At 70.1% G+C, this 16,586-nt stretch carries 15 protein-coding genes and 1 pseudogene; 8 read left to right on the top strand and 8 right to left on the bottom strand.

What is annotated here, in order from left to right:
• Positions 1-74: 74 nt before the first annotated feature.
• The 3 genes from mraZ to AC5RUW_RS07610 form a co-directional block, all read right to left on the bottom strand.
• Complete coding sequence (mraZ, locus tag AC5RUW_RS07600) at positions 75-506, bottom strand: division/cell wall cluster transcriptional repressor MraZ (RefSeq protein WP_494160109.1); 432 nt, start codon at positions 504-506, stop codon at positions 75-77.
• Positions 507-983: 477 nt separating this feature from the next.
• Entirely contained in the window at positions 984-1,367 is a 384-nt protein-coding gene (locus AC5RUW_RS07605; protein WP_494160110.1) for an SCO2097 family morphological protein, read from the bottom strand.
• A 165-nt stretch (positions 1,368-1,532) separates the two neighbouring features.
• Positions 1,533-2,759, bottom strand: coding sequence for a DNA polymerase IV (locus AC5RUW_RS07610; RefSeq protein WP_494160216.1), 1,227 nt, complete (start codon positions 2,757-2,759; stop codon positions 1,533-1,535).
• A 77-nt stretch (positions 2,760-2,836) separates the two neighbouring features.
• On the opposite strand from AC5RUW_RS07610, the gene AC5RUW_RS07615 reads away from it, so the two are divergent.
• Complete coding sequence (locus AC5RUW_RS07615; protein WP_494160111.1) at positions 2,837-3,364, top strand: hypothetical protein; 528 nt, start codon at positions 2,837-2,839, stop codon at positions 3,362-3,364.
• On the top strand, positions 3,361-4,500 hold the full coding sequence (locus tag AC5RUW_RS07620) for a polyprenyl synthetase family protein (RefSeq protein ID WP_494160112.1): 1,140 nt from the start codon (positions 3,361-3,363) through the stop codon (positions 4,498-4,500). Before AC5RUW_RS07615 ends, AC5RUW_RS07620 begins: the two co-directional genes overlap by 4 nt.
• A 137-nt stretch (positions 4,501-4,637) precedes the next feature.
• Here AC5RUW_RS07620 and AC5RUW_RS07625 read toward each other — a convergent pair whose 3' ends face one another.
• On the bottom strand, positions 4,638-4,991 hold the full coding sequence (locus AC5RUW_RS07625) for an Rv2175c family DNA-binding protein (protein ID WP_494160113.1): 354 nt from the start codon (positions 4,989-4,991) through the stop codon (positions 4,638-4,640).
• Positions 4,992-5,287: 296 nt separating this feature from the next.
• On the opposite strand from AC5RUW_RS07625, the gene AC5RUW_RS07630 reads away from it, so the two are divergent.
• Both AC5RUW_RS07630 and AC5RUW_RS07635 read left to right on the top strand, forming a co-directional pair.
• Positions 5,288-6,454, top strand: coding sequence for a lytic transglycosylase (locus AC5RUW_RS07630; RefSeq protein ID WP_494160114.1), 1,167 nt, complete (start codon positions 5,288-5,290; stop codon positions 6,452-6,454).
• A 93-nt stretch (positions 6,455-6,547) separates the two neighbouring features.
• Complete coding sequence (locus tag AC5RUW_RS07635) at positions 6,548-8,680, top strand: Stk1 family PASTA domain-containing Ser/Thr kinase (protein ID WP_494160115.1); 2,133 nt, start codon at positions 6,548-6,550, stop codon at positions 8,678-8,680.
• Positions 8,681-8,712: 32 nt separating this feature from the next.
• On the opposite strand, the gene AC5RUW_RS07640 is transcribed toward AC5RUW_RS07635, so the two are convergent.
• Positions 8,713-10,032 carry a class II 3-deoxy-7-phosphoheptulonate synthase gene (locus AC5RUW_RS07640; protein WP_494160217.1) on the bottom strand — a complete coding sequence of 440 codons (1,320 nt, stop codon included), beginning with the start codon at positions 10,030-10,032 and terminating at the stop codon, positions 8,713-8,715.
• 201 nt (positions 10,033-10,233) lie between these two features.
• Between AC5RUW_RS07640 and AC5RUW_RS07645 the strand changes: the two are divergent.
• Positions 10,234-10,425 (top strand): annotated as a pseudogene (locus AC5RUW_RS07645) (hypothetical protein); the annotation flags it as partial.
• A gap of 5 nt (positions 10,426-10,430) precedes the next feature.
• Here AC5RUW_RS07645 and AC5RUW_RS07650 read toward each other — a convergent pair.
• Positions 10,431-10,895, bottom strand: coding sequence for a hypothetical protein (locus AC5RUW_RS07650; protein ID WP_494160116.1), 465 nt, complete (start codon positions 10,893-10,895; stop codon positions 10,431-10,433).
• A 183-nt stretch (positions 10,896-11,078) separates the two neighbouring features.
• A complete protein-coding gene (locus AC5RUW_RS07655; protein ID WP_494006724.1) occupies positions 11,079-11,939 on the bottom strand; it encodes a lysophospholipid acyltransferase family protein in 861 nt (286 codons plus the stop codon).
• A gap of 186 nt (positions 11,940-12,125) precedes the next feature.
• Between AC5RUW_RS07655 and AC5RUW_RS07660 the strand changes: the two genes are divergently transcribed.
• On the top strand, positions 12,126-12,890 hold the full coding sequence (locus tag AC5RUW_RS07660) for an alpha/beta hydrolase (protein ID WP_494160117.1): 765 nt from the start codon (positions 12,126-12,128) through the stop codon (positions 12,888-12,890).
• The gene (locus AC5RUW_RS07665) at positions 12,887-13,495 is read left to right on the top strand and encodes a hypothetical protein (protein WP_494160118.1); all 609 of its coding nucleotides are present in this window, start codon (positions 12,887-12,889) and stop codon (positions 13,493-13,495) included. Before AC5RUW_RS07660 ends, AC5RUW_RS07665 begins: the two co-directional genes overlap by 4 nt.
• 16 nt (positions 13,496-13,511) lie before the next feature.
• Here AC5RUW_RS07665 and AC5RUW_RS07670 read toward each other — a convergent pair whose 3' ends face one another.
• Positions 13,512-14,576 (bottom strand): ROK family protein, encoded by a 1,065-nt coding sequence (locus AC5RUW_RS07670; RefSeq protein ID WP_494160218.1) that lies wholly within the window; start codon positions 14,574-14,576, stop codon positions 13,512-13,514.
• Between the two features lie 139 nt (positions 14,577-14,715).
• Here AC5RUW_RS07670 and AC5RUW_RS07675 point away from each other — a divergent pair, with 139 nt between their 5' ends.
• A complete protein-coding gene (locus tag AC5RUW_RS07675) occupies positions 14,716-16,521 on the top strand; it encodes an AMP-dependent synthetase/ligase (protein WP_494160119.1) in 1,806 nt (601 codons plus the stop codon).
• The last annotated feature ends 65 nt before the right edge of the window (positions 16,522-16,586 follow it).

A 16,586-nucleotide genomic window follows, 5' to 3' on the forward strand; every position in this document is an offset into this window, starting at 1 on the left:
GGCGCCTGTCCGTTACTGGGTCTGGGGTGTTGCTGTTTCCGTTGCCCTGTCCGAGCCGCCGGCGGCGGAAACGGTCAGAAGACTCCGGGAATTGCGTCTTCGTCGGTGTCGGAGAAGGCAGCTTCCTTCTCGTCCAGGTATTCCTGCCAGGCCGCGGCATCCCAGATCTCGGCCCGCGTACCGGCTCCGATGACAGCCAGTTCACGGTCCAGACCGGCATACCTGCGCAGCGCCGGCGGGATGGTGACCCGCCCTTGCTTGTCCGGCACTTCGTCGGAGGCGCCGGAGAGAAACACGCGGATGTAGTCACGGGCCTGGCGTGAGGACAGCGGGGCTTCCTTCATCTGCTCGTGGATCCGTTCGAACTCTTTCCGGCTGAAGACGTAGATGCATCGCTCCTGGCCCCGGGTCAGTACCAGCCCGTCGGCCAGCTCGTCCCGGAACTTGGCCGGAAGGATGATCCTGCCCTTGTCGTCAAGGCGCGGCGAATGGGTTCCGAGGAACATCCGCCACCGCCTGTCTGAAAGGGAGAAATCTCCTTCTGCATCGCCGTAACTCCGATGTCCTCCACTTTACTCCACTTCCCTCCACAGTCAACGACGCCGCGCGGCTTTTCACGCGTGGCGTGTCGCCGCCGCGGCGCCGCCGGTTCCCCGCCGTTTCAAGGCAGAACCGGGCTTCGGCAGCCCGGCCGCCGGGGCTCGGCGAAGTGGAGGAAAAGGGAGCGGCCGGGGGCCGGTTTATCCCCGCCGAGGCCCGTCCAGCCGCCCCGAAGGGCGCAGTCCCGCTGCTTTTGGGAGGTGCGTGGAGGAAAGTGGAGTCCGGGGAGGAAAGTGGGGCCCGGGAGCGGGCATGAAAAAGAGGGTCCGGCCTGGCCGGACCCTCTCAAGCTGCGCTGCTGTTCAGGCGGTGCTGCAGTTCAGGCTGTCCTGGTGGTCACACTGTGCTGCGGCTGCTGTTTCCAGCTGTTCGGCCCCCCGCCCCTACGGCTGGTCGCGCTTGCGCTCGTCCCAACGGGACTCGAGGTTGCTCATGAAGCCCTTGGGCGAGGACGCCTCGCGCTCACGGCGGCTGCCTGCGACGGCCGCTTCGACGCGCTTGCCCTTGGTGGTTGCGTAGTACACGCCGGAACCCATGACGAGGAATCCGAGAATCCCGATGACAATGCCCCACGGCATGGACTGAGACACCCCGAAAATAAGAACAGCGATGCCGGCAACCGCAACGAGGGCACCCAGCACAATCCTCCGGGTCGATATCCCGGTGGCCGAGCTTGCGGCCATGGAGCTGGCGAATTTGGGGTCTTCGGCGTGCAACTGCTGCTCCAACTGCTCAAGCAGGCGCTGCTCGTGTTCGGAGAGTGCCATCACTGCCTCCTTGCGGTTCGTATGTGCCGTGTAAAGCAGTGAACGTGTCCCGACCTCCGGTGGTTCCCTCACACCGGTGCCTGCCACGCCCGCTTTGCACCTACTCCTAAGGATAGGTTGCTTCGGTGGCAGGCGAAAGCTCCGGCCGACGGCGGTGGAGCGTTGCTACCCGTCCTGCGCGGCGGGCGGCCGGGGGGCAGGACGCAGCAGCCGGGCCGGCATGACGCCCTTGTCGCCGAAACGCCGGTTGACCCGGTCCAGGGCATCCTCGGCGGAGCGCCAGTTGTCGTCGCGCCCGTCGAGCGTCAGCTGCTGGGCGGCTCCCCCGGCTTCCTCGAGATTCTCGGCGCGCAGCCCGATCAGCCGCACGCTCATGGGCCGCCGGCCCAGCCCGGCCAGCAGGGAGCGGGCGGTTTCGTAAAGCAGCTGGGCGCTGTCCACCGGCTCGGTCAGCCGATGACTGCGGGTCAGGGTGGAAAAGTCCGCATACCGCAGCTTGAGCGAGACGGTCCGGGCCTGCATTCCCGCCGCCCGCATCCGTGACGCCGTCCGGTGGGCCAGCCGCAGCAGCTCCGTATGCAGGACGTCGTCGCTGTCGACGTCGCGCGCGAAAGTCTCCTCCGCGCCGATGCTCTTTTCCTGCCGCACCGGCGTCACCGGCCGCGGATCCCTGCCCCAGGCAAGTTCGTGGACGTGCAGGCCCGTGCTCCCCAGCAGGCGGCGCAGAGTGGGCACGGGAGTGTGGGCGAGGTCCGCGACGGTCCGGATTCCCACCCGCGCCAGCACCTCCCTGGTCCGCTCGCCCACACCCCAGAGCGCTGACACGTCGAGCCCGTGCAGGTACTCGACCGTGCGCTCCCGGGGAATCAGCAGCAGCCCGTCGGGCTTGGCCCGGGTGGAGGCGATCTTGGCCACGAACTTGGTGGCGGCGATGCCCACGCTGGCGGTAATGCCCAGCTCCGCGCGGATGGTGGCGCGCAGCTGCTCGCCGATGGCGCGTGGAGGCCCCAGCCTGCGCAGTGCTCCGGCCACATCGAGGAACGCCTCGTCCACGCTGAGCTGCTCCACCAGCGGGGTCACGGTGCCGAAGATCTCCATGATCCGAGAAGAGACCCGGCGGTACGCCTCCTGGTGCGGCTCCAGCACCACGGCCTGCGGACACATCCGGCGGGCACTGGCCATCGGCATCGCCGAGCGCACCCCGAACCGCCGCGCCTCATAGGAGGCGGAGAGCACCACCGACCGGCCGCCAAGGCCGCCGACGATGACCGGCCGACCGACCAGGTCGGGGCGCTGCAGCAGCTCCACGGACACATAGAAGGCATCCATGTCGACATGCATGATCGTGCAGTCCCGGTCTTCGCCGCTTGGTTCGGTGCCCACGCCTCTCATCGTAGGCATCGGGTCCGACATTCGCAGTCGCCTAGACTGGGGTCCAGTCCATCGTTTCCCAGCAGAACCGAAAGACCATGAAGAGAACCCCCATAGCCCTCACCGCCGCCGCCGTCCTGCTTGCCGCCGCCGGCTGCGCGGACAGCTCCGGCGATGCCTCCGCCTCCTCCCCGAGCCCGACGTCGGCTTCCTCCTCCCCCTCGCCGGCGGCTTCGGTCACCGGTCCCGGCGGAGCCACGGCCTCGGCCGAACCGACAGCCGACCCGATTGCGCCGGGGTTCCCGGTGGAGGTGGTGCCGCCGATGGACGGCGCCACCGTCCTGGCAACCAGCTTCGACCAGGAAGGCGACCTGGTCACGGTCAGCCTCACCGGACGGACGGCCACCACTGCCGAGGAGGTCGTGGCGTGGTACGCCAGGGCCTTCGAGGAGCGGGGCTTCCTCCCGCTGGAAGGCGAGACGGTCGGCGAGACCGTCTCCAAGGACTTTGTCCGCGACGGCGGGGAGGAGACCGCCAACGTGAGCGTGGTGCCCGGTGACGGCTCCTCCGCGTTCACGGTGGGCGCGAACGTGCTTTCCTCCACCGTCGAGGGAGCCCGGGAGTGAGCGTCCCCGACGCCCCGGCGTCGGTCCCGGTTCCGCCGGATCCCGACGCCGTCGCCGCCGCCCGGGACGAAGAGGACCGGTTCCGCGGACTGCTTGAGGCGGAGCTGGAGTCCTTCCTCACCGAGCGGACGCAGATGCTCCGCGAGGTCTCCGCCGAGTCGGTGCCGCTGCTTGAGGCCATCCATGCCCTCGCCCGCGGCGGCAAGCGCCTCCGGGCGCTGCTCTGCTACTGGGGGTTCCGCGGAGCGGGCGGAGCACCGCTGGATCCGGCGGCCGTCCGGGCCGGCCTCGCGCTGGAGCTGTTCCAGAGCGCCGCGCTGATCCACGACGACATCATTGACCGCTCCGACACCCGCCGCGGCGCGCCCTCCGTGCACCGCAGGTTCACCGGCACGCACCGCGATTCCGGCTGGCATCTGGACGGGGACCGGTTCGGCACCTCGGCGGCCATCCTGGCCGGAGACCTTTGCCTGGCCCTGAGCGAGGAGGTCTTCACCTCCGTCGGCCCCGCGGCGGCTTACGGAACTGCGGCCCGCGACATCTTCAACCGGATGCGCACCGAGGTGATGGCCGGACAGTACCTGGACATTCTCGAAGAAGTGGTAGGCCCCGGGCACCGCCCCGAGGACGCCGTCCGCCGGGCGCGGAACATCCTGCGCTACAAGGCGGCGAAGTACACCACGGAGCATCCGCTGGCCATCGGCGGGGCCCTGGCCGGAGCCGACAGCGGGCTGCAGCAGGCCTATGCAGCGTTCTCGCTGCCGCTCGGCGAGGCCTTCCAGCTGCGCGACGACGTCCTCGGCGTCTTCGGCGATCCCGAAACCACCGGCAAGCCCGCCGGCGACGACCTGCGCGAAGGCAAGCGGACGGTGCTGATCGCCTACACCCTGGAGCACGGCGATGCCGGGGTTCGTGCGGAGGTTTCGGCCAGCCTGGGCGCGGCAGACCTGGACGACGACGGCGTGCAGCGGCTGCGCGCCCTCATCACGGACACCGGAGCGCTGGCCGCCACGGAGGAGCTGATCGCCGGACACACCGCAGCGGCGGACCGGGCACTGGCCGCACTGGACCTGCCCGCACCGGCCGGGGCCGCCCTTGCCCGGCTGGCGGATGCGGCCGTCCGCCGCCGCGCCTAGCCTGACTCAGTACAGCTGAGCCGACGTGGGAGACAGCAGCAGGGCGGGACCACGGTGGTCCCGCCCTGCTGCTTTATCCGGATCATGCTCCGGGTCACGGCCGCCGGGCTGTCACGGTGGAAGGACCGGCGGTGCTGCTACCAGGCCAGGGCCTGCGCGCGGCGCCGGATTTCGGTCTTGCGGCCTTCGCGCAGGGCGTCCACGGGGCGTCCCGGCAGGGTCTCGTCCGGGGTGAACAGCCAGCGGACCATTTCGTCGTCCTGGAACCCGGCATCCACCAGGACGGAGATGGTTCCCTTCAGGCTGTCCAGCACCGCGCCGTCGGCCAGGAAGGCGGCGGGGATGCTGCGTACCTTCCGCTCACCGATCCGCAGGGCGACCAGCGCCCGTTCCTCCAGCAGGCTGTGCACCTTCGTTACGGACAATCCAAGCTGTTCGGCGGCATCGGGCAGGGTCAGCCAATCGCCGACAAGTTCCTCAAGTTCATTCACCCGTCCAGATTGCCACGGTACGGCCCTGCGGGCCACTTTTCCGGCGTCGGCGGGGGCGGGGGCGGGCGTCCGTGTCCGTCTCCGGGGCGGGCGCCGCCGAAACGAAGACACACTGTGGCCGTTTTGCGGCCTAACGGCTATTGGTGATCGGGCTCATTCGTGTAGATTCGCATTAGTAACAGAAGCAACATCAGCAACAAAAGCAACAGCAGACACTAAAACGCCGCCTGTTGCAATACTCGATTTGTTCCACAGGCGGGTTCGGCCCGCCAAGCACAGATGAGGGAAAGCACCATATGACAGCCACACCGACGCAGGGCCCCGGCGCACAGCCGCATTCCGCCGCTCCGTCCAGGCCCCGGCGGCTCAGCGTCGCCGTTACGACGGCGGCCATTCCGGCCGTCATGATGTCGGCCCTGGCCGTCGCGGAACCTGCCACGGCCGCCCCGGTGCAGCCTGACTCCAACGCGCTGTTCCCCCACCTGCCCCTGCAGGCCATCAAGAACCTGAACATCTCCGCGCCGGCCGCGCCGTCGTTCGCGGTGACGGTGCCGGCAACCGTGCCGGCTGAATCCGCCGCACCGGCCGAGTACACCATTCAGCCCGGCGACACGGTCAGTTCCATCGCCGCCCGGTACGGGCTCGACATGGCCGAGGTCCTGCGCATCAACAACCTGCAGCCGGACAGCCTGATCTTCGCGGGCAAGACGCTGAAGCTGGCCGCCGGCGCGCCGGCTGCGGCAGCCGAGGCGCCCGCGGCCTCGGGCTACACCGTCAAGGCCGGCGACACGCTCAGCGCCATCGCCGCGGCTCACGGGGTCTCGCTGGACTCGGTCCTGGTCGCCAACGGGCTCACCCTGACCTCGATCATCCAGCCCGGTCAGGTCATCGCCCTGGGCGGCGCCGACGCCGGCACCGTGACCACCATGGGCACGGCCGAGCCTGCCCCTGCAGCGCCCGCGGCAGCCCCTGCCGACCTGGTCCCGAACACGTTCCTGCACTACACCTACCCGGATCATGTGGTTGCCGACGCCAATGCGAACAAGCACGCGCTGAACGCCATGCAGGTCCCGGACCGGGCGCAGATGCAGCAGATCATCGCCGACACCGCGGCCGCCATGGGTGTGGATCCGGCGCTGGCGCTCGGCCACGCGTACCAGGAGTCTGGCTTCGACATGCGCGCGGTCTCTCCCGCCAACGCCATCGGCGCCATGCAGGTGATTCCCTCCTCGGGCGAGTGGGCCTCGGAACTGGTGGGCCGGCAGCTGAACCTGCTCGACCCCTATGACAACGCCACCGCCGGCGTCGCGATCATCCGCTCGCTGCTGCGCACCAGCCCCAGCACCGAAGTGGCCGTGGCCTCCTACTACCAGGGCCAGTACTCGGTCACCACGCACGGCATGTTCCCTGATACGGAGCAGTACGTCGCCAACGTCATGGCGCACCGGGCCGGCTTCCAGTAAGTCCGCAGCCACCACGGGCGGGCCCTGCCGACAGCTGTGTCGGTGGGGCCCGCCCGCTGTGCTCCAAGTAGGATCGGTAAGGTGCGAGAGTCCGTGAATGATTCCCTGGTCCAGGCCCTGGTGGACAACCGGTACCTGGTCCGCGCCCGCGTTGCCCGCGGAGGCATGTCGACGGTCTATCTGGCTACGGACACCCGGCTGGACCGCGACGTCGCGCTGAAGGTCCTCTATCCCCACCTCGCCGCCGATCCCGGATTCCTGGACCGTTTTGAGCGGGAAGCCAAGTCCGCGGCCCGCCTGTCGCATCCGCACGTCGTCGGCGTGCTGGACCAGGGCATCGACGAGAACGGCCTGGCCTACCTGGTCATGGAATACGTACCGGGCCGGACACTGCGGGACCTGCTGCGGGAGCGCGGCACGCTCACACCGCGCCAGGCCCTGGCCATGCTCGATGCCGTCATCGAGGGACTCGCCGCCGCCCACTCCGCCGGCCTGATCCACCGCGACGTGAAGCCGGAAAACGTCCTTCTGTCCGACGACGGCCGCATCAAGATCGCCGACTTCGGGCTCTCCCGGGCCGTGACCACCAGCACCAACACCGGAACCCTCGTCGGGACCGTGGCGTATCTGGCCCCCGAACTGGTCACCGGCGGGGGCGCGGATGAACGCAGCGACGTCTACTCCGCCGGCATCATGCTCTACGAGCTGCTGACCGGCCGGCAGCCCTTCACCGGAGATGTGCCCATCCAGGTGGCCTTCCAGCACGTGCACGGCACGGTGCCCCCGCCGTCGGCTGCCTGCCCGGGGCTGGCGGAGGACCTGGACGAACTCGTCCAGTGGTGCACCCGCCAGGATCCCGAGGACCGGCCGGTGGACGGCAGCGCACTGCTGGGCGAACTGCGCCACATCCGCACCTCGCTTACCGATGAGCAGCTGGACTTCCGCTGCAGCAGCGGGGGCCCCGGAGACGGAGCAGCGCAGGCCGGGGCAGCGGCCTCGGACGGTGCCACCGATGTCATCGACACCGCCGGCGGAACCGAAGCCATCGGCGACCGGGCCGGAACCGAAGTGCTGGGCGCCGTGCCCGGCGGGGCGACCGAGGTGCTCGCCCGCGGGGGCGCCGGCCGGGACAATGCCACCGCCGTGTATCCGGGCGCGCGTCCGCCCGCATCCCCGCCGCCCTCCGAGACCGACGGCGGTTACGGCGACGATGAGGTCGCCTGGGACGACGACGAGGAGCAGCACCGCACTCCCCGGCAGGCGCGCCGCGACCTGCTGGCCATGCAGAAGCAGCGGGAGCGCGATGCCCGCCGCCCCGAGGTCTCGCTCCGCACGCACCCGCGCCGCCGCGGTGCCCTGCTCGGGCTGCTGATCGCCCTGCTCGTTGCCGCCGCGGTTTTCGCCGGATGGTTTTTCGGATCCGGGCCCGGCGCCCTGGTGATCATCCCCGACGTCGCCAACGTCACCGAACAGGAGGCGGGCGACCGGCTCAGCGGCGAGGGGCTCAGCTACAGCACCGATCGGATCCACGACGAAGTGGTTCCTGCGGGACTGGCCGTGGGAACCGATCCTGCCGGCAGCCAGGAAATCCGCCGCTTCCAGGCCGTCACTCTGCTTGTCTCCCGCGGGCCGGAACTGTTCGCCGTCCCGAACCTGATCCAGCGCAGCGTCGAGGAAGCGTCCGCGGAGCTTGAGGAGGCAAACCTCGCCGTGGGCACAGTCACGGAGGAATACAGCGAGACTGTGCCGGCCGGACAGGTCCTGGCCCAGGACCCCGCCGCCGACGCCGAGCTGCGCCGCGACACCCAGGTCGCCCTTACCGTGTCCAAGGGTCCCGCACCGGTGGAGGTGCCCGCCGTCGCCGGGCTGAGCGAAGCCGAGGCGGTGGCTGCCCTCGAGGACGCCGGCCTTGCCGCCCAGGTCTTCCCCGAGCGGGTGCACTCGGCCACGGTGCCCGACGGCGCCGTCGTCACCCAGTCCCCCGCCTCCGGCACCCTGGAACGCGGCGGCACCGTGGTGCTGACCCTGTCCATGGGGCCGCGGATGGTGGAGGTTCCCAGCTTCGTGGGCCGGCAGGCCGGCGACGCGCGCCGCGAGCTGGAGGCCCTTGGCTTCCGGGTTGAGGTCAACGAGGTGCTCGGCGGGTTCTTCGGCACCGTCCGGGCCCAGGATCCGGTGGGCGAGTCCGTGCCCGAGGGCTCGGTCATCACCCTGACCGTCGTCTAGCCTTCCCGTACGGGCGGCCCGGGCCGGCGGTCCTACTTCTTGCCGGCCAGGGCCCCTGCCACGAGGAACGCCATTTCCAGGGACTGCATGTGGTTCAGGCGCGGATCGCACACGGAGGCATAGCCGTCGACAAAGGCCTCCTGGTCCACCGGATCGGCTCCGCCCAGGCACTCCGCCACGTCGTCGCCGGTCATTTCCACGTGCAGGCCGCCGGGGAAGGTGCCCAGGCCCTTGTGGACCTCGAAGAAGCCGCGCAGCTCGTCCATGATGTCGTCGAAGTTGCGCGTCTTGTACCCGTTGGGTGAGGTGACCGTGTTGCCGTGCATCGGGTCGGTGACCCAGAGCACCTGCGCGCCGCTGGCGGTGACCTTTTCGACCAGGTTCGGGAGCTTCTCGCGGATGTTCTTCGCGCCCATCCGGGTGATGAAGGTCAGCCGGCCGGGTTCGCGGTTGGGATCGAGCTTGTCGATCAGGGCCAGGGCGTCCTCCGGCCGCGTGGTGGGTCCGAGCTTGACGCCGATGGGGTTGCGGACCCGGGAGAGGAAATCGACGTGGGCGGAATCCAGGTCGCGGGTCCGCTCCCCGATCCACAGGAAGTGCGCCGAGGTGTCGTACGGCAGGCCGGTCCGGGAATCGGTGCGCGTGAGGGCCCGCTCGTAGTCCAGCAGCAGGGCCTCGTGGCTGGCGAAGAACTCCACCCGCTTGAGGGCCTCGAAGTCGGCCCCGCACGCGTCCATGAAGCGGACCGCGCGGTCGATCTCCGCCGCGAGCGACTCGTAGCGGGAGTGCGCCGGGTTGGCCGTGAACCCGCGGTTCCAGTCATGGACCAGCCGCAGGTCGGCGAAGCCGCCCTGCGTGAAGGCCCGGATCAGGTTCAGCGTCGAGGCCGAGGTGTGGTAGGCCCGCACCATCCGGGCGGGGTCGTGGGCACGGGAGGCTGCCGTGAAGTCAAAGCCGTTCACCATGTCCCCGCGGTAGGCCGGCAGGGTCACGCCGTCGCGCGTCTCCTCGTTCGAGGAACGCGGCTTGGCGAACTGCCCGGCCATGCGGCCCATCTTGATGACCGGAAGGGAGGCGCCGTAGGTCAGCACGACGGCCATCTGGAGGATGGTCTTGACGCGTGCGCTGATCCGGTCGGCGGTGGCTCCCTCGAAGGTCTCCGCGCAGTCGCCGCCCTGGAGCAGGAAGGCCCGTCCCGCCGCCGCTTCGGCCAGCCGGCCGCGGAGGACATCCACCTCGCCGGCAAAGACCAGCGGCGGCAGCATCGACAGCTCGGCCACCGCGGCGCCATACCCGGGGTGGTCGTGCCAGTCCGGCTGCTGGCCGATCGGCAGCGTGCGCCAGTGGTCCACGGCGGCGTCAACCGCCCCTGCCCCGGCGGTCGTGGGTGTGCTGGACGTGTCAGTGCTGTTGGAGGTCACGGCTTAAATCCTATCGGGCCGCCGCGGCCGACGTAGCGGAACGCCGTAACGCGCGCGTCCGGTTCGCCACACTTCGACATCCGGCGGCCCGCGGCGCTGGAAGCCCGCGCCCGCGGCGCCGAGGTCCTCCTCCTGGAGCAGGCCGGCGGCGGCGGGGGCTCGTCCGCCCTGTCCGGCGGGGAGATCTACCTGGGCGGCGGCACCCCGATCCAGCAGGCGTGCGGCTTCACGGATACGCCGGAGGAGATGGAGGCCTATCTGCTGGCCGCGCTGGGGCCGCAGGCCGACGCGGAGAAGATCCGGGAGTACTGCCGGGGCAGCCTGGACCACTACGACTGGCTCACGGGCCACGGGGTTCCGTTCAAGCCCGGTTTCTGGGACTCCCCCACCTGGGTGCCGCCCATCGATGGCGTGTTGGTCCGCACCTGGCTCGGCATTTCCAGGACCGGATCGCGGTCCGGGCCCGGCGGGGCGTGGTCCTGGCGACCGGGGGATTCGCCGACAATCCGGAAATGATGGCCATGCATGCCCCGCTGCTGACCGGGCTGGGGGTCACCAGCGACGGCCGCGATGACGGCCGCGGCATCAGGATGGCGCAGGCCGCGGGCGCCGCGGTGCAGCGGATGTCGACCGCCCAGGTCGGCATCGCCCTGGTGCCCGGCCTGGCGGTGCGCGGCCTGCTCGTGAACGACCTCGGCCAGAGGTTCATCAACGAGGACCAGTATCCGGGGATGCTCGGCCAGGCCGCCCTCTTCCGCCACGACCTGGCGGTGTGGGTGGTCCGGGGTTGCCATTCCGGGCCTCTTCGCGGCCGGACGTGCCGCCTCCGGGCTGCATGGCCACGGCTACCTCAGCGGGACGTCCCTGGGCGATGGCACCTTCTTCGGCCGGCGCGCCGGAGCAGCAGCCGCATCAGGGTAGCCGGCGGGCACACCTCCGGGGCGGGCGGCTGCCCGCTCCGGACCGACGCCGAAATATCAGGCGCTGTGCGCGCCGGCCTGCGGGTCCTCGTCGCGGCGGGCCGGCCGGGGTTCCTCGGCCGTGGCTTCGCCGGGCGTGGAGGCGGGCCCGACCACCGGCGCCTGGTGCTGCGGACCTGCGAGCCGGACGGCGCTGCGGCCGGCCGCGGAGCCACGGCCGCTGCGCTCGGCGGCCTTCTTCCGCGCCAGCTGTTCCTTGACGGTGGAGGCGTAGACGTCCACGTACTCCTGGCCGCTGAGGCGCATGAGCTCGTACATGATCTCGTCGGTGACGGCCCGCTGCACGAACCGGTCGTCCTCCATGCCGGCGTAGCGGGAGAAGTCGAGCGGCTCACCGACGATGATGCCGATCCTGCGGATGTTCGGCAGGCGGCGGCCGATCGGCTGGACCTTGTCGGTGCCGATCATCGCCACCGGAATCACGGGCACCCCGGTGGACAGCGCGAGCTTGGCGACGCCTACCTTGCCGCGGTAGAGCCGGCCGTCGGGGCTGCGGGTGCCTTCCGGATAAATGCCCAGCAGCCCGCCCTCGCGCAGCACGTCGACGCCGGCCTGGAGGCTGTTTGCTGACGCCTGCCCGCCGGAGCGGTCCATCGGCAGCTGGTTGGCGAGCCGGAAGAACAGGGCCGTGAGCCGTCCCTTGAGGCCTTTGCCGGTGAAGTACTCGGACTTGGCGAGGAAGGAGACCGGCCGGGGCACCTGCAGCGGCAGGAAGATCGAGTCGGAGAAGGACAGGTGGTTGCTGGCCAGGATCGCGGCGCCCTTGGCGGGAACGTTGTCCATGCCCTTGACCCAGGGCCGGAAGAGGAGGTTGACGATTGGTCCGATGACAATCGTCTTCATCACCCAATAAAACACGCGGCCGGCGCTCCCATTCCTCAGTTAATCCCGCAGCTCAAGAGGGAAAGCGGCGATCAACGGCGCACTTCCCTCCCCCATACTCTATGCTTTCCCGCTGCCCCGGATGAACCGGGCTGCGGACCGGCGGCCCGTTTACCGCGCCGCGGGGTGGAATTCGCCACCCCGGGTGCCACCATAGTGGGTATGACTGCGCAGTCCCCTCCGGCCCCCTTCATGTATGCGGGCCACGGCCCCAATGCGTCCACCGGCGTGCTGCTCAGCCACGGGTTCACCGGCTCCCCGGTGAGCCTGCGGGCGTGGGCCGGTCATCTGGCTGACCAGGGCTACGCGGTGTCGCTGCCGCTGCTGCCGGGCCACGGCACCACGTGGCAGGAGCTGGCACGCACGCCGTGGGCGCACTGGTACGACGCCTATGAACAGGCCTACGACCGGCTGTCTGAAAGCACGGGTCGGGTGGTCGCCGGCGGCCTGTCGATGGGAGGAACCCTGGCCCTGCGCCTGGCCTCCCGGCGGGAGGTGGCCGGGGTCGCCGTCGTGAACCCCGGGCTGACCGCCGCCGACCCGCGGGCCCGTTACGCAGGGGCGCTGAAATACCTGGTGCGCTCGGTTCCGGCGATCGGCAACAACATAGCGCTGCCCGGCCAGGACGAGGGCGCCTACGCCCGGACGCCGGTGGCCGCCGTGCAGCAGCTGATGCGCCTGTTCCGTGACACCACGGCGTCGCTGCCGCGGATCACCGCGCCGGTCCTGGTGTTCCGTTCCGCGGTGGACCCGATTGTCCCGGAGTCGAGCATGGCGGCGCTGCGCCGCGGCCTGACCTCGGCCGACCTGACCGTGGTGCCGCTGCCCAACAGCTACCATGTGGCCACCATGGACCACGACGCCCCGCTGATCTTCGGGCGGAGCAGCGAATTCATCCAGGACGTCAGTGCAGGAAGCCGGACATGAACGAGAAGGAACCGGACCGCAACGGGTCCACGGACGACGCCGTCTGGCTGGACCTGGTGGCCCGCCTGGAGCAGACCCCCGACCTCGACGACGACCGGGACAGCCCGCCGGCGTCCGGGCGCTCCCGCCCGGAGGACCCGGGCACCGGCCCCGGGGACCGGAGGCCGGAGGAGCCGCGGGCGCCGCAGGCCGTTCCGCCCAGCCCGGCGGAACGCACCCGTGCCCTGTTCGGCAACCGGCTGCAGCCTGACCTGTCCGCCGGTCCGGCGTCGTCCGGGCCGTCCCGGGCAGCCGGCGGGGAGGGCGGTGCCGGCGGGAACCGTCCGGCGGGTCCCAGGGACTACGAGGTCGAGGACGACGACGACGACGGCGGCTTCGTTCCCCCCGAGCCGCCCCCGCTGGGCAGCGGTGAGCCGCTGCTGGTGCTGGCCTGGATCGGGGCGGCCGGCGGCCCGCTGCTCCTGCTGCTGTTTGCGATGTTCTGGCGCAGCGCCCCGCTGACCGTGGTCCTGGGCGTGATTGCCCTGTTCGCCGGTTCGGCCGGTTACCTGCTGTACCGGCTGCCCCAGCAGCGCGAGGATGGAGATGACGGCTCGGCGGTGTGAGGTTCCTCCGGCCCGGTCAGCGCCGCGCGGCGATCCGGGAGAGGTCCGCCGCGCCGATCATGCCGGCCGCCGGCCCCAGTGCCGCGGGCCGGATGGAGGCTGCCGGGCGGAAGCCCCGCCCGGTCAGGTTCCGTGCGAAGGACCGGCGGGCCGGTTCCAGGAGCAGATCGCCGGCGGCACCGAGTCCGCCGCCGATGACGAACTTGCCCGGGTCCAGGGCCGCGGCAAGGTTGGCCAGTCCGAGGCCCAGCCATTCGCCGGCCTCCTCGAGCAGCTCGACGCTGGCCGGATCGCCCTCAAGCGCCAGGCGGGTCACCACCGCGCCGGTGACGTCCCCGATCCGTCCGTCCACCGCCCGCAGCAGCTCCTGCGCGACCGGCGAGTTGGCGGCGGCGAGTTCCCGCGCCTCCCGTCCCAGGGCGTTGCCGGAGGCGTACTGCTCCCAGCAGCCCCGGTTGCCGCACTCGCAGCGCTGGCCGCCGGGCATGATCACCTGGTGGCCGAATTCGCCGGCCACTCCGAACCGGCCGCGTTCGAGCCGGCCGTCCATCACCATGGCGCCGCCGATGCCGGTGCCGAGGGTGATGCAGACCATCCGGCTCTCGCCGGCGCCGGCTCCGTAACGCCACTCCGCCCACGCGGCGCCGTCGGCGTCGTTCACCAGGAAGACGCGGCGGCGGAGCAGGCGCTCCAGGTTTTCGCGCAGCGGCTCGTTGCGCCAGGCCAGGTGCGGGCTGAACAGGACGGTGCTGCCGGCGAGGTCCATCCAGCCTGCGGCGCCGATCCCCACGGACCAGACGTGATGCTCAGCGCTGAGTTCGCGGACCAGCTCCACGATGACGGCTTCCACTTCGCGCGGATCGTGGCCGGGCGTGGACCGCCTGGCTTCGGCGAGGACCCGGCCGGAGGCATCGACCAGGCCGGCGGCGACCTTGGTGCCGCCGATATCGATCCCGATCGCCAGCCCGCGCCGGCGCATGGGATTGGCCAGCCGCATCGTCCGGCCGGGCAGCGGCCCGGCGGGCCGGCGCCTCCAGGAAGCTGCGGTGCGGGGGGACGGGGGCTGGTTCAAGGGAGGCATCAAAAACCCATTCTAGGCAAAGGGCAAGAGCCGCCGCGGAAGCGTTACCGTTCCGCAAGGTTACCGTCGGGTAGAAAATGTGATCCAGGTTATAGGGTAGGGGAAACCTGTGGCACCGAAAGATATCGAAGGAGCTATCGTGCGTGAATACAGCGTTCCCGTCCTCGTGGAATCGCAGCAGCAGACCAATACAACGGACCTCCTGCTTGAACAGGCGGCCAAGCCCAGCAATCCGGCTCTCTTCGCGGTGCCCGAGGGTGATCAGTGGCGCCGGATCACCGCCCGCGAGTTCCTGGATGATGTGCGGCTACTGGCGAAGGGGCTCGCCGCCAGCGGGGTGAATCCCGGCGACCGGGTGGGCATCATGTCCCGGACCCGTTATGAGTGGACCCTGATGGACTTCGCCATCTGGTTCGCCGGTGCGGTGTCCGTGCCGGTCTACGCGACCTCCTCCCCGTCGCAGGTGGCCTGGATCCTCGGCGACTCCGAGGCTGTCGCCGTCATCGTGGAGACCGCGCAGAACGAGTCGGTGGTCCGCCGGGCGGCCATGGACGAAGATCTGAGCGCCGTGGCCAACGTCTGGCAGATGGACGGCGGCGGCCTGGACAAGCTCCGCGCCGCCGGCAGCCAGGTCCCCGACGAGGAGATCGAACGCCGCCGGTCGCTGGCCAAGCTGGATGACCTGGCGACCATCATCTACACCTCCGGGACCACCGGAAAGCCCAAGGGCTGCATGCTCATGCACTCCAACTTCGTGGAGCTGTGCCGCAACGCCGCCGCCGGCCTGCCTGAAGTGGCCCGCGAAGGCGCCCAGACCATCATGTTCCTGCCCCTGGCCCACGTGTTTGCGCGGATGATCTCCATCCTCGCTGTGACCACCGGCGCCACCGTGGCCCACACCCCCGACGTGAAGAACCTGCTGCCGGATCTTCAGAGCTTCCAGCCGGACTTCATCCTGGTGGTGCCCCGCGTGTTCGAGAAGGTCTACAACTCCTCCATGCTCAAGGCGGAGGACGGCGGCAAGGGGAAGATCTTCCACGCCGGCGCCAAGACCGCCATCGAGTGGTCCAAGGCGAAGGAGGCCGGACGGGTTCCGTTCCTGCTGAACCTCAGGCATGCCTTGTTCGACAAGCTGCTGTACTCCAAGATCCGCGCTGCGATGGGCGGCAAGGTCAAGTACGCCGTGTCCGGCGGCGCTCCCCTGGGCGAGCGGCTCGGCCACTTCTTCCACGGCATCGGCGTCATGGTGCTGGAAGGCTACGGCCTGACCGAAACCACCGCACCCGTCTCGGTGAACACCCCGGAACTGATCAAGATCGGCACCGTGGGCGCCCCGTTGCCCGGCAACGCGGTACGGATCGCCGAGGACGGCGAGGTCCTCGCCAAGGGCGTGTGCGTCATGAAGGGCTACTACAACCGTCCCGAACTGAACGAAGAGACCTTCGTGGACGGCTGGCTGCGCACCGGAGACATCGGCGAGCTCGACGACGACGGCTTCCTGCGGATCACCGGCCGCAAGAAGGAGATCATCGTCACCGCCAGCGGCAAGAACGTCATCCCGGCGCTGCTCGAGGACTCCATCCGCGCCGATGCCATCGTCAGCCAGTGCGTGGTGGTCGGCGACCAGCGCCCGTTCATCTCCGCCCTGATCACCATCGACGAGGAGGCCCTGCCCGGCTGGCTCGAACGGCACAAGCTGCCGTCCATGTCGGTGGAGGACGCCGCCGGCACCGAGGACATGCGCAGCGAAATCCAGGCGCTGGTGGACCGCGCCAACGCGGCGGTCTCCCAAGCCGAGGCGATCAAGGTCTTCCGCATCGTGCCGACCGACTTCACCGAGGCCAGCGGCCACCTGACCCCGTCGCTGAAAATCAAGCGGGCCCAGGTGCTGAAGGACTATGCCGCGGTGGTTGAGGACATCTACAGCGCACAGCCGGCACGCTGACCGTCGGCGGAGCGGGCCACAGCCTGCCCCGCCGACGCCCGACCCCATCGGAAAACAGGTGAGGC

The sequence above is a fragment of the Arthrobacter sp. Y3222053 genome (assembly GCF_059092805.1).